This is a genomic window from Desulfopila sp. IMCC35008 (genome assembly GCF_010646885.2).
In the GTDB taxonomy this organism is placed as follows: domain Bacteria; phylum Desulfobacterota; class Desulfobulbia; order Desulfobulbales; family Desulfocapsaceae; genus Desulfopila.
Genome location: NZ_CP050700.1, coordinates 5185456 through 5203781, shown reverse-complemented (window position 1 = coordinate 5203781; position 18326 = coordinate 5185456). Strand labels below are relative to the sequence as shown.

At 47.1% G+C, this 18326-nt stretch carries 7 protein-coding genes; 2 read left to right on the top strand and 5 right to left on the bottom strand.

All coding sequences use genetic code 11. The features are described from left to right. Positions 1 to 37 precede the first annotated feature (37 nt). Entirely contained in the window at positions 38 to 12562 is a 12525-nt protein-coding gene (locus GA520_RS22215; RefSeq protein WP_163335617.1) for a non-ribosomal peptide synthetase, read from the top strand. 263 nt (positions 12563 to 12825) lie between these two features. On the opposite strand, the gene GA520_RS22210 is transcribed toward GA520_RS22215, so the two are convergent. Then, positions 12826 to 13059 carry a hypothetical protein gene (locus GA520_RS22210; protein ID WP_163335616.1) on the bottom strand — a complete coding sequence of 78 codons (234 nt, stop codon included), beginning with the start codon at positions 13057 to 13059 and terminating at the stop codon, positions 12826 to 12828. A gap of 780 nt (positions 13060 to 13839) precedes the next feature. On the opposite strand from GA520_RS22210, the gene GA520_RS22205 reads away from it, so the two are divergent. Next, a complete protein-coding gene (locus GA520_RS22205) occupies positions 13840 to 14379 on the top strand; it encodes a 3D domain-containing protein (RefSeq protein WP_163335615.1) in 540 nt (179 codons plus the stop codon). Positions 14380 to 14503: 124 nt separating this feature from the next. Here the strand turns inward: GA520_RS22205 and GA520_RS22200 are convergent, their stop codons facing one another. The 4 genes from GA520_RS22200 to GA520_RS22185 form a co-directional block, all read right to left on the bottom strand. After that, positions 14504 to 15985 (bottom strand): IS5 family transposase, encoded by a 1482-nt coding sequence (locus tag GA520_RS22200; RefSeq protein WP_370362722.1) that lies wholly within the window; start codon positions 15983 to 15985, stop codon positions 14504 to 14506. Positions 15986 to 16168: 183 nt separating this feature from the next. Further along, a complete protein-coding gene (gene hypB, locus GA520_RS22195; protein ID WP_163340715.1) occupies positions 16169 to 16846 on the bottom strand; it encodes a hydrogenase nickel incorporation protein HypB in 678 nt (225 codons plus the stop codon). Then, positions 16843 to 17196, bottom strand: coding sequence for a hydrogenase maturation nickel metallochaperone HypA (locus tag GA520_RS22190; protein WP_163340713.1), 354 nt, complete (start codon positions 17194 to 17196; stop codon positions 16843 to 16845). The genes hypB and GA520_RS22190 overlap by 4 nt, the downstream gene beginning before the upstream one ends. Before the next feature lie 35 nt (positions 17197 to 17231). After that, positions 17232 to 18290 carry an ATP-binding protein gene (locus GA520_RS22185; RefSeq protein ID WP_163340711.1) on the bottom strand — a complete coding sequence of 353 codons (1059 nt, stop codon included), beginning with the start codon at positions 18288 to 18290 and terminating at the stop codon, positions 17232 to 17234. Positions 18291 to 18326 lie beyond the last annotated feature (36 nt).

Genomic DNA, 18326 nt, shown 5'->3' with positions numbered 1-18326 from the left:
AATAATACTCACGTTCCGATATGGAGTGTTTCTGACAGTGAATAAATCTTATTTGAAAGACAGCTCTCTTGAGCAAGAAAAAAAACTACTGGAGGCCCTGTTACGGCAGAAGGCTGCCTTGGATAAGAGAACATTTCCAATGTCCATGGGCCAGACATCCCTGTTCGTTGACTATCTTGCCCGGCCGGAAAGCTCCTATTACAATCTCTCGTTTTCTTTTAGGATTGAATCTGAAATCGATATCTCAACCCTTGAGAAAGCCTGTCAACTGCTGATAGACCGTCATGAAATATTACGTACAACCTATGGCTTTGAAAATGATTCGCCTGTTCAGACCGTTCATGGCCACAGGGATGCGTTATTACATCGTGTGAATCTCAATGTTTCAGATGAGGCGACTATCCGAAAGAGGCTCATTTCAGATTCAAGACATCCGTTTGATCTCATTAACGGACCTGTCATCAGAACAAATATTTATTCTGCCGGTACCGACACTCAGTACTTCCTGTTGGTCCTGCATCATATTGCAGGTGACGGCCGGTCTCTGCTCAACCTGATCAAGGAATTGCTGGATACCTATAAACGATTATCCCATGGAGAGGGGACGGCATCGTTTATCATGCCCCGCTCCCAATACTCTGATTTTGTCAGGTGGGAGCAGAATCTGCTGGACAGCCCACAAGGAAAAGTCCTTGAATCTTTCTGGAAGCTGGAGCTTGACGGCTGGCTTCCGGATCTGGTTTTGCCCAGGTCTTTCGGCACAGTCCATGGCATATTACCTTGCCCTGATACACGTTCAATTGCCATAAACAATGACCTCATGCAAGAGGTTAGCGCTCTTTCTAAACAAACCGGAATCAGCTTCAACACAATTGTATTCTCTGCATTTGCCATCCTTTTACACAGGTACAGTGAACAGGATGAATTGATCATTGGAATGCCGGTCAGCACCCTCATCTCTCTCTCCGGAAAGACCATCGACCCACTTGTCTCGGGGTATCTTGTTAATCCACTGGTAATACGAAGTAAAATGGCCTGCCGGTACAATGATTACCTCAGCAGTCTTGAAACCAGGATATCCAATGCCCTGGATAACCAGGCTTACCCCTTTTACAAGATACAGCAAGCGCAGGCCAGAAAAAAAGGTGTCAAGCCTTCGATGCTGATACAAACGATGTTCAACTACCTTAATTTTCAGAAGGAAGTCGATCTGGCTCCTCTGATAGCGCCTGTAGAGGGAGAGGGAGAACTTCGTATTGACGGGCTGAAACTGTCGCCGTTTCCCTTCCCTTTTCAGGAGAGTGATAGAGAGCTGAATATGACTCTTATCCGCACAGCGGATTCTTTCTATCTTTCGGTAGATTATGATCAACGGCTGTTCAGTCAGGAGGCTATTGATCAGAAGATTGATGATTATCTGCTGCTGCTGGGGGCCATAACCCGGACACCCGATAGCGATATCAGTACCCTGCTTGAACAATGTGCAATTTTCGGCTCGCCAGCTCTTGTTGAAAAAAGTGCCAGGCCACCTGCCCCAATCACCAAAGCTGAACGATTCTGGGCGCAAACAGTACATTCCAAATTCGAGCCATTATCTATCTACGGTAAAACGCCGCTTAGCCTGCCATCAGTTGTCAAGCGGCGCTCATTGGTAATCGGGCAGGAAAGGACAATTGCACTTCTGAGTCAGGCGGGGCGCGGAGCGACGGATGTTAAGGACCTGGACCTTTCTGTTTTCAACATACTGGCTGGGATTATTGTAGTATTGGTGAATAAAATCACTGGTCTCAGGGGCCTGCCGCTGGATGTATTCTTTCACCCCGATCAGCAACACAGGTCCGGAGACAGAAACAAATCGGTCCTCAATGGCTTGCCCCTGGTCATTGGCTTGTCAGACGCGGAAACCTTCCATTCCCTTGTCCGGAAAATTGAAGGCAATATCGACCTCATGATGAAATTCAGTGAGGCCGCACCGTTTGATAGTGATCGCAACAGTCAATGCGCTTCTGGTGTTCCTGTGTTCGATACGGCGCGGATAGCTATCCGATTTAGCCCCTTTCCAACATCCGATCACCTGGAAGAACATGTTCATGCGGTGCAGTGCGGTACCAGCTCAGAAGGGACCTGCCTCGGTTTCAATCTCTATTGGGACAGGGATAAACAAGAAATACCAATGGAAATTGTTTTTGATGAAACCCTGTTCGATTCTGGACGGCAGCAGTCCTTGATCGACCTCTTTTCTGCAATTTTAGATGCATTTCTCAGCGATGTGAACCAGCCGATTGAGACAATCAGCCGAATTTCAAAAAGAGAAATGGCAGGACTTGTCAAACTGCGCCGGTCTGCTGAAACCAACCGGGCGGATTCCACTCTGATCCCTGAATTGTTCAGCAGGCAGGCTCAACTAACCCCTGAGGCAATAGCCGTAATTGCCGGAGACCAGACGCTCACTTACAGGGAACTTGATACCTATTCAAATAATGTGGCAGCAAGACTCATACGCCAGGGAGCAGGGCCGGACACACTGACGGGATTGTGCATGACTCGCTCCATTGAAACAATGGTTGCATTGCTCGCAATTTTCAAATCAGGATCGATTTATGTTCCCATTGATCCGGAACTGCCTCAAAAGCGCATTTCTTATATGATTGACGATTCCTGTATCAGTATCATGGTGACTCAGGAACGGTTCATTTCTACAGGGCTCTTCAAAGACCTTGAGGTCGTCTGCATTTGCCCGGAAACGCTCACGCAACAGAGCTTCCCGGAGACAGATCATACCCTGGTCCGGAATCCGGACTCTCCCGCCTACGTTATTTATACATCAGGCTCAACGGGTAACCCTAAAGGGATACTGGTATCCAAACGAAGTATCGCCAGGCATTGTAGAAATGCGGCTCAGGTCTATGCGATGAGCAGGTATGACCGGATTCTGCAGTTTGCATCTCTCAGCTTCGACGCCTCATTGGAACAGATTTTTGCCGGACTGATTTCGGGGGCAGCCCTGGTTTTACGTGATGATTCGATATGGACTCCTCTTGAGTGCCTTGACAATGTTGAGCGCTATGGCATCACCGTACTCAACTTTCCTCCAGCTTACATGAAGGAATTTTTCAAAGCATACAATGCCGAAATTTCAAGAACACTGGAAACCTTGAGGTTGTTTATCACAGGTGGCGATGTTCTGCACAGCCGGGTCCTTGACTTGTGGAGGGTGCGTTTTGCAAGGCAGGCCCGACTCATTAATGCCTATGGGCCAACAGAAACAACCATCACAGCCATGCACTACGAGATCCCTGAAGAAGCTGAGTCAGCGGTTCTTCACTCTGTACCTATTGGTCGTCCACTGGCTGGGCGTCAGGCCTATGTCGTTGATGACGACCGTCATCTCGTGCCTGCAGGGGTACCTGGTGAGCTCATCCTGGGGGGAGATGGTATCGCAATTGGCTACCTTGGAAGACCAGAATTGACCCGGGAAAAATTTTTCATTTCCACCTTCCCTGGGCAACGAAATGGCCGCTGCTATGCTACCGGAGATCGTGTCCGGTGGCGTGAAGATGGTAATCTGGAATATCTAGGCAGATTTGATGACCAGGTCAAAATCAGGGGATTCAGAATAGAACTCGGCGAAATCGAATCCTGTCTTATGGCACATCCGGATGTCCTGGAAGCATCGGTGGTAGTCTTTGAAGGACCTGAACGAAACATTGCATTGAAGGCCTATTTTGTTTGTGAGGACCGACGGCCTGATCTGGTAATATATTTACGAGACAGGCTGCCGGCCTACATGATTCCAGGAGAGTTGATCGAACTTGACCGGCTTCCTCGCCTGCCATCTGGAAAAATCGATAGGAAAACACTTGAATCATATGAACATTCCGCAGCCCGGTCCCCCCTCTCTCTCCCCAAGGACGAGGTGGACGCTGTTGTGGCGGCAATCTGGAGCCATGTGCTGGGCCAAGCCGATATCAGCATGAATGCAGATTTTTTTGAATCTGGCGGTCATTCGCTTCTGGCAGTCCAGATTCTGTCCAAAATCCATACAACATTCCAACTGGGTCTGACCTTGGCAGACTTGTTCCAAACTCCGCGTCTTATCGATTTTACCAGTAAAATAAAAGCAAGGTTGAGCGGACAACAGCTGGCCATTGAACCTCTTGGGAAATCAGACTATAGCGGTAATGTTCCTCTTTCGTTCGGCCAGACCCGGCTCTGGTTCCTGGACAACTTTGAAGGTGCCAGTACTGTCTATTCTATGCCATGCGCCCTGCGCATAACCGGCAGTCTGGATGCTGCCATTGTCAAAAAGGTTTTTGACGAAATCTGTCGCCGTCATGAAGCTCTGCGAACGACGTTTAAAAACGAAATCGGCATCCCGGTGCAGATTATCCATGAAAGAATGGAACCGGAAGTGACCGTTTTTGTCTGCGACGGAAGAGCAGAGACCAGGCAGATCCTGTCAACGGAGGCAAAACGCCCCTTTGATCTTGAGAAGGGATCGCTATTGCGAGTAGCTATACTGAAGATGGAACAGGAGCCCGGGCACCAAATTCTTTTTTTCAATATTCACCATATCATCTCTGACGGATGGTCGATCCATGTTCTGCTCAATGAATTTACCAAACTCTATACTGCGTTTTTAAATGATGCGCCGTCTCCTCTTCCGGAACTACCCATCCAGTACGCTGATTATGGTGCCTGGCAGAAGAATGTGCTCGAAAAGAGCCTCTATAAGCCTCAAATTGCGTACTGGAAACAAAAACTCAATGGGTTGCCCCCCCTTCTTGAACTGCCGGCAGATAAGCCAAGGCCCTCTGTTCAAACCTCGAACGGCGCAATTGAATCATTCACATTCAATGAGACCCTTGCACGACAGATCCGTGATTTTTCAACCCGGAAAGGTGCTACACTTTTCATGACTCTCGCTGCTGTTTTCTCATTGCTTCTTTCTCGGTATACAGGCAGGGAGGACATCGTCACAGGCTTTCCGGTTTCAGGACGCCACCATGATCGGACTGAGAAATTGATTGGTTTTTTTGTCAATACCCTCGCTCTAAGGGTAACAATCCCAGGTAAAGAAAGTTTCGATGAACTTCTCGAAACGACCAAGCAAACAGTTCTTGATGCCCTCAACAACCAGGATATTCCATTTGAAAAACTCATTGATGAACTGGGAGTTGAGAGAAACATCCAATACTCTCCGCTGCTCCAGGTTATCTTTTCAATGATCACCATGGATTTTGAAGACCTGTTTAAGGTGTTCGACCCTGTAGAGATCCTGGAAATTGAAAATCATACCACCAAAAATGATTTTACTTTTTTTGTGCTGAACAAGGGCCATTCTCTCACTGGCAGCATCGAATACAATACTGATCTTTTTGCGGCTGCAACAGTGCGTCAGATAGTTGCGGATTTCAAACATCTTCTCCAGGCAGTTCTTGCCACGCCAGGATGGACCTGCGATCGACTATTGGATTCCTGTGATATTTTCGGATCTCCGGCAGGGTCTCAGCGTAAGGAAGGCGCAGATGCTTTGTTGGCTCAGTCAAACCTGACCAAGAACCAGCTCCTGACGTACCTGGGTCAAACAACAAAGCAGGATTCACGTCACTACAATAATCCCCACCTGTACGAGATCAGGGGGCATATTGAGACCCATCACCTCATCAACGCTTTTGACGCGATAGTGACAACCAGCGATGCACTCCAGAGTCGGTTTTTTGAAACCACAGAAGGGATTCCACAGAGGACTCTTCGGAAAGAGTCGCGACCGTGTGAGTACCTCGATCTTTCTGGAATTGATGATTCTCAATTCCGGGAATGGGTAAGGTTGAGGAGTTGCCGAGTTTTTGATCTGGGTGCTTCAGTCTTTGATGCTGTTCTCATTAAACGGAATGCTGATTTCCACGTCTGGTTTTTGAACATTCACCATATTGTCATAGACGGCTGGTCCTGGAACCATATCATTATACCACGTGTTTCAACATTGTATCGTGCAGCTTGCGAAGGAAAGCGCCCTTGTTGCAACAGCAAACACACCTTTGAATCTTTTTGCTCCTGGGAAAAGAATTATATAAGCTCTCCGCAATACGCTGCTGATAAAAGATTCTGGGACTACGCGTTCAAGATCCCCTATGAACCCCTGACGTTTTATGGTGATTACCCACGCAAGGTATCTACCCGGGTAGACCGGATCCTTTTCAGGCTCGGCGAACACCGCACCCTCAAATTACGAGAGATTGCAGAGAGAGATCCATTTTTTACCAAAAATCTCAATGTGACACTTCTTCATATTGCCACAACCCTGGTCCTGGTATTTCTCAACAAGATTAGCGGAAACCGCAATCTGAGTATAGGTATTCCATTCCATAACCGTAAAGCCGGTGCAAATGATGAGATAATCGGCCTGTTGATGCAGACTCTCCCATTGAGGCTATCCATTTCCGACAACGATACGTTTAGCTCGCTATGCAACACAATTTCTTACACGATAAACCTGATGCGTCAGCACAGCAATTATACCCTTAGCAATCCCCATGAAGCCCCGAACTACGATGTCCTGATAAATGTTATCAAATATGCACACCCTGTCCTCGGAGATGCTGCCGTGAGCGGAGGATGGACGGGTCCGGGGCATGGCCATGAAAGCCTTGGCTTTATCATTACCAATGATTTATCTGAACCTGATCTGGAAATGGGAGTCGATTTTCACGCGGACGTCTTTGATCGTCCTCGGCAAAATCAAGTTATTGAACATTTTCTTTCTATCCTTGACTGTTTCCTTGCTGATCAAAAATGTAAAATTCGCAATGCACAGGTACTATCAACTCACGAGGCCCATTCAATTATTCATGACCTCAACCGCTCAGAGAAGTCATTTGATACCGGCCTGACGATAATAGATCTGATAGAGAGAGCCGCTTGCAACTATCCTGAAAGAGTTGCCGTGGTTGCCGATGACCAGAGCATTACCTACGCTGAGCTTGACAGGCAGGCTGAGATCATTGCTGATTATCTGGCCGGCAAAGGGTTGGGGCCGGAAGATGGCGTGGGCCTTCTTATGGAGCGTTCAATTGAACTCTTTATCGGTATTACAGGAATTCTAAAAGCCGGCTGTTGTTATGTTCCCATCGATCCTGAATATCCTGAGAAGAGAAAACGTTTTATTGCAGCTGATGCAAAGCTCAAGGTTATTCTGACACACAGTGATCCAATCGGGTGTTATCTGATTGATGGCCTCGGGACCGTGGAGATAAGGCAGATCCTGTCTGCGGACTCCTCTATATCCTGCCCGAGAAAACAAGCAGGACCTGAAAACAGTATATATATCACATATACTTCAGGTTCTACAGGCAAGCCGAAGGGGGTCGTTGTTACTAACGGAAACCTCGTCAACCAGTATTTGGCATGGGAAGATGCCTATGATCTCCTGAGCACGAGTGCCCATCTGCAGATGGCTAATTTCACCTTCGATGTCTTTTCCGGTGACATGGTAAGGGGCTTGTGTTCCGGAGGCACGTTGGTTATCTGCCGTAAAGAGACGATGGCTGACCCAGAAAAGCTGTATCATCTGATGACCAGCGAACAGATTGATTTTGCTGAATTTGTTCCTGTTGTTTTGCGTCTGCTGGCCAACTCTTTGAAAAAAACAGGCCGTAAACTCGATTTCATGAAAGTTCTCTGCTGCGGTTCAGATACCTGGTATTTCAGTGAATACATGGAAATTAAGGCGCTGTGCGGAGAGACCACCCGACTGATAAACTCGTACGGAGTTACAGAAGCAACCATTGACAGCTCGTTTTTTGAAGTGGGCAATTTTCATCCGGATGGAAACAGTCTGGTTCCCATAGGAAGACCGTTTGCAAACAATCGACTCTATGTGCTTGACTCCCACAGCCTGTCTCCTTTACCTCTAGGAATGACGGGAGAGCTCTTTATTGGCGGTGCTGGCGTCTCCAGGGGATATCTGAACCAACCGGATCTTACCGCTAAAGGCTTTGTCGCTGATCCGTTTACTGACAACCAGGGTGCGACACTGTTCAGAACCGGTGATTTGGCCAGACATCTGCCAGATGGCACGATAGCGCTTCTCGGTCGAATCGACAATCAGTTGAAAATACGTGGCTTTAGGGTTGAAGCGGGTGAAATCGAATCCGCACTTTCTAACCACCCCGAGGTCAAGGAAAGCCTTGTCATGTTGAGGGAGGATCGTCCCGGACAGAAGCAACTTGTGGCGTATCTTATCCTTCAATCAAGCGGAAATGAAGACGATCTGTATGCTGGATTCAGGGACTATCTGAAAGACCGGGTTCCCGACTACATGATCCCTAATCATTTTATCCCGATCAAAACCTTTCCACTGCTCCTGAACGGGAAGATTGACAGGAAATCGCTGCCGAAGCCCGTATCTTTCGATACAACTCATCGATATACGCCGCCGTCCACTCCCGAGGAAACTCTTCTGGCACTGATATGGGAGCAGGTACTCGGCATAGAAAAACCCGGCATCCACGATAACTTTTTCCAGCTCGGTGGAGACTCGATAATCAGTATCCAGATCGCGGCACGGGCGAAACAGCAGGGGTTGTCTTTTTCAGTTAAACAGTTATTTGAGTTCCAGACCATCCACGAACTTGCCCGTGTTGCTGACAAGGTAACCATGGTCCAACCAGACCAGGAAGCCGTTACAGGCAGTGTGCCACTCACTCCGATCCAGCAGGCCTTCTTCTCTCATGCCGGACATGATCTACACCATTATAACCAGTCTGCACTGGTCAGAATTCCGGAAACCGTTATACCTGAAATGATGGAAACCGCTCTGAACCATCTCCTGCAGCACCATGACGCACTACACCTGACATTCAGAAAGAAAGAGGGCGACACATGGTTGCAAGAGTTCAAGACCGATCGCTCTGATGTCGTGCTCGAGCACCACCTGATGCGGGATATGGCATCTGTGACAGAAAGACTTCATGGAACTATAGATATTGACCAAGGGCATCTGGTAAAGGCTGCCTTGTTCAAAGACGATGACCAAAAACCATGCCGGCTTCTCATCATTATCCATCACCTTGCAGTGGATGGAGTTTCCTGGCGAATTCTGCTGTCAGATCTCAGCACAGCTTACAGGCAACTTGAAACCGGCAAGGAGTTAGAACTTCCGCAGAAAACTGCTTCGTTCAAGCAATGGGCAGAATCGTGGGCAGAACATACACGACATACCCCTGTTGATCTCGATTATTGGGCAGCGCTGCATGAGCAGGCCCGGTTTATTACACCACTTGACCCTGATAAGCAACGCAACCAGGCTCCCAATACAATAGGGGGTACGACACAGCTTCGCGTTGAATTGGGGGAACAAACAACGCGAGCTCTTTTGCAGGATATTCACCACGCTTATAATACGAGAATTCAGGAGGTATTGGTTGCAGCCGTCGTGTTGGCTATGGGAAGGATAACCGGGAATTACAAACTATTCATGGATATGGAGGGCCATGGTAGAGAGACCATAGACGATTATATGGATCTATCCAGAACCGTAGGTTGGTTCACCAGTATATATCCGGTTGTTTTGTCTCCTGCAGATACCAGTATTGGCACAATTATACAATACGTGAAGGAGCAGCTGCGGAGTATTCCTTCTAATGGAATTACCTTTGGTTATCTGACTATTGATTCAGGTTATGGCAACAAGACTGATCCGGCACACTCCACACCTAAACCGGAAATTCTTTTCAACTATCTTGGTCAATTCAATCACCATCGTGAATCCGATGGTATTTTTCAATCTGCCTGGGAAGACACTGGCCCTAACCAGAGTCCGCTTCAAAGCCGTGGTCATCAGCTGGAAATAAATGGGCATGTCATTGATGGGAAACTCTCTTTTTCTATTGCTTATAATTGTTATCGATACAGGGATAAAACAATGGAATCTCTTGCCCAAGAGCTTGTGCAGGGACTTGAATCTATTATCGAGCATTGTTTCGATCCGGCAAACAAGGGCTTCACTCCCAGTGATTTTTCCCTGCTAAACGGTATCAGCCAGAAAGACCTTGATTGCACTTTGAGGAAAATTCCCCTGCTGCCAGGTTCAACAGATATTAAGGATCAGATTGAAGACATTTACCCCCTGGCTCCTATTCAGGAAGGAATGCTTTTTTATGAACAATTCGACACGGAAGCCAATCTTTACCTCGTACAAATGAGTGGAATTATGGAAGGAGAGGTGGATCCGGACCGAATGAAACAGGCCTATCAGTCTGTATTGGCACGTCACTCAATCTTGAGATCAGGGTTTATTCAGGGCCCGTCAGGCCAGTTTCTGCATGTGGTTAATAAGCGGGTTGAGGTTCCATTCGTCATCAATGACCTGACAGCGCTCCCGCCAGAAAAGCAGAAGGTCGAGACACAGAAACAGGTGAAAGATGATACTGCTATTGGCTTTGATTTTTCGCGGGCACCAGTCATGCGTTGCACCTTGAACAAGCTTGACGAAGACAAATATCATTTCATTCTGTCCAATCATCATGTCCTTATGGATGGTTGGTCCACTCCTCTTTTTTTCAAGGAACTGTTCCTCTTCTATGAATCGGCGGATTGTGAGCAAACCCCGGAACTCCCAAGCCCAGGCACGTATAGGCAATATATTTCCTGGCTGCAACAGCAGGATAAACAGAAGGCAACGGATTACTGGAAGACCTATCTTGAAGGGTTTTCCATGCCGACGCCGTTGCCGGGTGATCGTAACCGGACCCCGGCCAAATCTTTTCAAGTCATCCAGAACCATGCCGATTATAAGCTGATTTTTCCTCCAGACCTCTCTAGAGATCTGGTGCTGTTCTCACAACAGAAAAGTCTGACACTCAACACAATCCTGCAGGGTGCGTATGCCATATTGTTGAGCCGGTGCAGTAATATGGCAGATATTGTCTATGGTGCCACTGCAACGGTAAGACCGTCCGATGTTGTGGAGATTGAATCAATGGTAGGTCTGTTTATCAATACTCTGCCAGTCCGTGTCAAGGTATTACCGGATCAGGATCTCATGGTGTTTTTAAAGGATCTGATGAAAAACCAGGCGCGGCGAGAACCTTATTCCTTTGCTTCACTTGCAGATATTCAACGCAGCAGCAATATCCCTCCGGGAGCCCCGCTGTTTGAATCTATTTTCGTATTTGAAAACTATCCGGTTGAAAACTTTGGTCACTACGTCAACAGGAAACTCAGGTTTTCAGATGTCCACGGGAATGACAAAACGAATTTTGCCCTTACGGTTACCGGTTCACCGGGTACGACGATTACCCTCAATTTCACATACGATTCAGATCGTTTTGAAACGGAAACCATCAGGCAAATGGTGGAACAGTACAGATCGATAGTTCTGAGCATTCCTGCCAATTCAGGAAAGAAGGTATCCGATATCAAGTGGCTGAGCGCCAATGGGGCCAATTCCCTCTTAACAGTAGCCAAAAAAAGTAACCACCACCAACCCCGATATGCAGTGAAGCCGACAAAGTATCTGGCTCCGAGAACCAGTACGGAAATCCGTATCAAAAAGATCTGGGAGCAGGTGCTGGAAGTGAAAACCGCTGGAGTAAGGGATAATTTCTTTGAATCGGGAGGACAATCGCTGCTCGCCGTCAGGCTTATGACGAGTATCGAATATGAGTTCAACAAAAAAATCCCCCTGGTGAGCCTGTTTGATCACCCAACTATTGAGGGGCTGGCAAGTCTTGTTGATGCAGGGAAGGCTCCAGAATGGACACCGATTGTGTCCTTCAGGAAAACTGGCAATCGACCACCTCTCTTCTGTGTCCACCCTCTAGGTGGAACAGTTTTTCAATACCAGGATCTGGCTGACCATATAAACAGCAACTATCCGTTTTACGGGATTCAGGCCAAAGGAACTGAAACCGACTCAACGCCCTTTGCAGACATAGGGGAAATGGCTCAAGTGTATAAACAGCACATCCGAGGGCTCTATCCAGATTCTTCATGTATTTTGATGGGCTGGTCCTTTGGTGGTAGTGTCGCCTTTGAAATAGCCAGGCGAATGGAAAAAGACCAAAAACGTTCAGTACTCATTCTGCTGGATTCCAATGCCCCTGGAATGAACGGTGTTAGCCACCATGCTCTTTCAAGCGGAAGCATTAATCAGTTTGAACAGATCAGATCAATCGTCGCTCCCGGAATCAACTTGGATCCTGACCGGCTTAATAATATGAAAAGTTTTGAGATGAAGCTGGCCTATTTAACTGAAACGGCAAGGGCAGAAGGAAAAGTTCCTGCGGGGTTCAACACAGAACAGTGCAATCGATTCATTAAGGTCTGCAACGCACATGCACGTGCTTTGTGCTATGAGCCCGAGCCGTTCAATGGCAGAATTATACTTTTGAAAGCGGAGGCAAATGACAGTGAGGATCCATGCCTGGGATGGGAACGTCTGGCAGTAGATGGTGTCGAAGTGATTCAGATACCAGGAGATCATTACACAATGTTGTCAACACCCAACGTTGAAATCCTCGGGAAAACCCTTTCCAAAATAATAGAAGAGGAGATTTGATTGAAAAGCCGGGTTGATAACGCAATTGGTTTCAGCAATGATCGAGAAATTGTTCGCCGAAGAGCTGCTGTAAAATGTCAGGCTGGCTGGGCAGATCAGACAATGGCCATCTTTCAAACAAACTCAATTGCAATATTCTCAGGATCTCTGAAATCTATCCTCTGAACTTTGATAAAAATACAAAAGAGGCAAGCAGTAAATATACACACAGTGCTATCCACCACTGAGTGAGTACAGTCTTGGGTGAAGTACCAAGAAGAGTTTTAACCTTGAGGTTTTGTTTGATTCCATTTTAAAAAGAGTTCGATCTGCCAGCCCTCTTTGTAAATTGCTGTAACTTCAGAAGCCATTATCTTTTTTGAGTTGGTAAGGACCTGATATTCCTTACTTGTCTCTGGGGCAACATAATTTACTTGACGAAAGGTAAATTGGTGACCTGGAAGTTTGAGTGTTCTGGCCAATTCAATTTCATGCCGTTTACCCTCTGTGATATCCATGAACACTGGCAAGTAGCGGTGCATGAGCCTCACACTTCCGTAAAAGTTTAAGAAGATCTCCTGATAGAGTTCGTGGGATTGTTGTTCATTAACCTACGCAATTGTATTCATTCATAGTTGTTTGTTTCATTCCGAGGTGATAGATGAGCTGGCCCTTGGACAGCAGTGATAAAGAATTATTTATACTGTTTCTCCTCGGCTGAGCGGCTCATGATATCGGCCCTTAAGGTTGTCTGGCAGTTGTAAAGGTTAGCATGGTATAACCTGCCAAAGAGCGATAACGCTACCAGGGTATTTGCGGCAAGACAGGTCTGGCTGACTCTACTTTCGTTACGGTGACATAACTCACCAGCAAAGTATCCGTTGTGTGCTATATGAGGTCATGCGCATTGTGAACCGCATATTATAATCTGCCAGTCCTCAATAAGAACACTTTACCAAATACTTACTGGCTCAAACCTCCTTCCTGATGCTATATTCCCTTTCGAATTTATTATTTTTCCACCTGCCCCAGAGCGGCGTGTTAGACCCGACTATGAGATAGACCAACCTTGCCAGAGCCAGTTTTCATATAATCCGTTCACAATAAAATATTCTGTTAAAGCTGTTGGGTGGCGATTTCGATGGGTGTAGGTCCCCTTGATGGTCGATAGCCAATAAATTTTTGAATAGCTGTGAATTTTAGGGAAATCCCTCAACGAGATAAGAGAGTCTGGCAATGTGAGGTCAGTATGGTGGAAAGGAGAGCGTTATCATAATTGACAATACAAAACGAAGGAAATGCAGAAGAAGATCAGAAATCAGATAAATAGTATTATATCACTACAGGTTACAATACTATTGTGTGGAGTGTCTCTTTGGTATGGCAACTCAGGAATATTCATTGAACCACAAACTGAGTATCGGAAATGGGGTGTTCAGGACCACATGGTTATTGAAAACAGCGAGGGGAGCAGCAAGGCAATTACTCCTTCACCTGTGCCCTTTTTCAGCGAGGAGAATTCATCATCTCTCTCGACTGTGGAAGAGATAATAGTTGAAATGTCCGCTTATACGTCACGGGTTGAAGAAACAGACAGTTCTCCGTGTATAAGTGCGGATGGAACGAATATCTGTGAATATGATGGCTGTGTGGTTGCGAGTAATGATTTCGAATTCGGAACAAAAGTCGTAGTGGATGGATTTGGAGAATGTGAGGTAAAGGATCGTATGAACAGCAGGTACAATGGTACAGGCAATATGGATATCTACTTTAAGATGGATCTACAAGGAGCCTTGGAATTTGGCCGTAGACAAGTCAAGATTGAAATCACATCATGACAAAGAGAGACAGGTTCACTTCGGATGGGTCTTTGTTGTCAATCTCTCCTCATAAGTTGTAAACCCACCCGTAAAGCTGCCTTGAAAAAGTACTTAGAGCCTCCTCAGAAAAACACCGTCCATATTACGCGGCAACGAGCCCGGCAGTGATCCGCATGGAGAAATTGCCGAAAGCAACAGCTAAAACCTTGGTACAGAGTCTGAAAAGTAGAGCCAACAACGATAGCGCAAGATTTTTACTCAACTTCTTGAGCAGAACCATGAGGTTCATCACCAAGAAGATACAGTTGATCCATGCTTCTGAGGTCTTTTGCAGCTTGGCTCGGATATAGTTGAGTCGGTAGCCGTTTTTACCTTGCCCGAACTTACCTTCAATCGGGATTCGTTCCCGACTGTCCTGGATTCGCTGTTGCTTCATTTTTCGAATCTTTTCTGTATTCTCTGCCGATTGCTTTGGGGGACGGCCAAGTGCTTTACCGCCAAAGCGAATTCCTTTTTCCTTGAGGTACTTTCGGTTATCTCGCGAGCCATATAACTGATCAGCCAGAACAACCTCTGGGTAATGACCAAACCGCTGTCGATAATCCTCCACCTGCTTTTTCAAATCCTTACTCTCATTGAACGCATCCCAACCGATATGGTCAACAAACGCCAGGCCGTCTTTCATACTGACACTGATCTTGGCGCCGAATTCAGTTTTCTTGCTTGCCTTGCCGCGCACTATCGGACGAACATGGGGTTGAGATATGGATACGATTCTGTCATCACACCTGTTTTGCCGGTTTCTGTACATTCCGTCCTGCTGCGAATACAAATGCTGAATGATCCAGTATTGCCGTTGCAGGCCATGCGGTAAGGGAAAAGGAGCGCTTCCCAAAGAGTCAAGCAGGGACGATATGTGCTTTAAGTTTCGCCTCAGGTACTGCAATTGCTCACGCAGCGCGCGACGGCGAACCTTCACGCTTGGCTTTTTGTTTTTGGCAATCTTCAGATACTGTTTTCTCGCTTTACGGCGATAGGTCCTCGGCTTCTTAGTGTAGTCACTCAGAGCATACAGTTCATCGATCAGCTTCTCGGAAATCTCGCGAGCCTCATTGAGTAAGCTCAGATCGGTCGGGTAACGAATCGCCTGCTCCGCAACTGTGGCATCGAGAAGCAGTTTCCCTCGATTTTCCTCTTTCGCTTTTCCTGTACGACGGGGCTTACCTATCTTTTCGAGGATAACTTGTTCAAATCCGGCAAACACTTCAGACCCCATCCGTTTTCGGATATCTACAAACAAGCTGGCCGCAAACGGTGGCTTATCCACATAACTGCTGAAGCCTACAAAGTACTGGAGGTACGGGTTTTCCTGGATCTGCATAACCGTCTCCTCGTCACTCAGAGTCAGCTTATGTTTGATGATCATTGCCCCTATCACCAGTCGCGCATCTTTACCAGGTCGCCCCTTTCCCGGATTCATAGTCTTGTAATAGCATGTAGCCAGGTCATCCCATGGGATAACTTCGCTCCATTTCACCCACCGGTTTTGCGGATTCAGCGAACCACCAAAGGGGAGGCTGAATCCATCCAAACTGAGTTGCTTACTGCTCGTATATCGAATCATGTGCAAGCCTTTTGAGGTATATGTCGTTGAACTTCTACATATTATACCAGATACAAGGAAGGTATGCTTGCAATTACAGTCGGTTATCTATTTCTAAGGAGAATCTACTTATTTGTCCCTCTTTATCTTCCGGTATGCGAGGAACCAGACTCCGAAATGCTAAATATTCTACTGGAAAAGGGCTCAGGAATTATGTTCGGAGACTTTCCTGGATAACCAGTTGTTCCAGGCTTTGATTCCTGCTCCGGTCCTGGCAGAGAGCGGGAATATCTCAATATCTTTATTGAGCTTTCTCACCCTTTTCTCAAGCAGTTCCAGGTCAAAATCTGTTAATGGTGTTTCAAGATAATCGGTCTTGTTGATGATCAGGGCGTGACATTTGGAAAACATCAGTGGGTATTTCAGTGGCTTATCGTCACCTTCCGGCACACTGAGAATCATGACATCGAGAGCGGCGCCGGTATCAAACTCTGCAGGACAGACAAGGTTGCCGACATTTTCTATGAAAATCAGATCGAGACTGTCTACATCCAGGTTACGTAATCCCTGCTGCACCATTGGCACGTCAAGATGACAAAAACCGTCGGTTTGCAGTTGGATTGCCGTGATGCCGGAGTCCGCAATACGCTCTGCATCGACAGAGGAGTCAATATCCGCTTCGATGACCGCCATCTGAAAGGTATCTCTCAAATGCGTGGTGGTTTGCAGCAACAAACTCGTTTTACCTGCACCGGGCGAGGACATCAGGTTAATAAGAAATGTTTTTCGCTCCCGTAATGATTCTCGCAGACGCCGGGCTAACAGATCATTATCCGCCTGGATGTCTTCTTTTACCTTAATGAGCTTTACTGCATCCTTCATTGAGCTGTCATCTCCTCTATATAGTATTCTCGACCGGAAAGAATTGAGAAACCCTCTGTAGCACCGCAGTGGGGACAATTCTGATCCTGCAGATCCCGTTTTGCCGTCTCGATGAGGGTCTTGCATTCGCCGCACCGAAGCCGGATTCCCTCGGGTATGATAATGAGTTTTGCCTCACTGGCGATAGTACCTTTACTGAGATAATCAAAATAATGCTGCAGCCACTTGTCCTGCAGGTCGGTCAGGCCGCCGACCCGCAAGGTGATGGAATGAATTTTTTTGGCTTCATTCTTCTCTGCATGTTTGAGGGCGATAGCGAGGATTTTTTCTGTAACCGGTAGTTCATGCATGGTTTTTTATCTAACGGTGGGTGTGTATGAGCCAATCAAAGTTTGCCCCGCTCTTTGGCCATCTTCAGGTAGGCATGGTAGGTAAGTTTGGGTGGTATATATCGATCTGAAGAGTCTTTGGCCGCCAGCTGAATGGCGTCTGTGTCACAGACTGGAATACACACCCCACATCCTATACAGCGGTCAAGGTTGACAACTGCCGCATCATTCATCGTAATGGCATCCATATGGCATCGCTCCTCACACAAACCGCAGGCTACGCACTCTTCTTCGTTTATCACCGCATAATAGTTGCTGTGTACTTCTTCAGCGGGCTTTGCCAGCTTTTTCATGTTCTTGAGTATCTGGCAGCAGCAGCCGCAGCACATGCAGATGTTGGAGGATTTCTGGGCATTACCGGGCTGGATGACAAGCCCGGCCTCCCTGCCGGTTTCCAGTATTGCCAGTGCCTCATCTATTTCGATAGCCCGGCCGAGTTTGTTCTCTTCGTAATAATAGGCAGCCGCACCAAAGGCAAAACAGACGTCCGTCGGATATTTGCACGGTTCGCCGACAACCTCGTGCTCTTTTCTGCAGATGCAGGGCTGGACCGTTATTTTCGACTGAGCCCGGATAAGTTCTTCTGCATCTTCATAGGAGGCGATTTCAATGTCCTGGACGATCGATTTGGAGACCGGCACAACCCGCATGTGTTTGGTCTCTGTTTTGGTCCATACCTCATCCATTATATGCGGCAGATATTCGTTCACGTCCCTGACCAGTTCCGGGTCGAGGTCGTTGAGGTGATATTCCCATATACCTACCACAAACATGGCGGCGGAGTACATCACCGTATCGTTTTTGTAGCTTCGGAAGATGAGCCCCTTTTGGGCCATCTCTTCCAGGCTTCCTGCAAGTTTTTCGGCCGGGAAATTGGTCCGCTCGGCAACGGCGGCGACCGTTTCCGGTTTCATGGTCAAGTTCAGCGCGATATCGGCTTCCTGTTCTGTAAACATACGGCGGAGGATTCTCAGTTCAACACCACTCTCCGTCGAAGGGTAGCCGCCCGGCAGGTTGTCGAGGTGACCTGCAAGTTTTTTATAGACATTACTCATCTCGTACTCCTGTGCATTATTGGTAACGTGTGGCAG

What these genes read in the sequence shown, in the direction of transcription:
- GA520_RS22190 (WP_163340713.1), bottom strand. Translation starts at nt 17,196, where the DNA reads ATGCATGAACTACCGGTTACAGAAAAAATCCTCGCTATCGCCCTCAAA.
- GA520_RS22210 (WP_163335616.1), bottom strand. Translation starts at nt 13,059, where the DNA reads ATGGATATCACAGAGGGTAAACGGCATGAAATTGAATTGGCCAGAACA.
- GA520_RS22205 (WP_163335615.1), top strand. Translation starts at nt 13,840, where the DNA reads ATGCAGAAGAAGATCAGAAATCAGATAAATAGTATTATATCACTACAG.
- hypB (WP_163340715.1), bottom strand. Translation starts at nt 16,846, where the DNA reads ATGAAGGATGCAGTAAAGCTCATTAAGGTAAAAGAAGACATCCAGGCG.
- GA520_RS22185 (WP_163340711.1), bottom strand. Translation starts at nt 18,290, where the DNA reads ATGAGTAATGTCTATAAAAAACTTGCAGGTCACCTCGACAACCTGCCG.
- GA520_RS22200 (WP_370362722.1), bottom strand. Translation starts at nt 15,985, where the DNA reads ATGATTCGATATACGAGCAGTAAGCAACTCAGTTTGGATGGATTCAGC.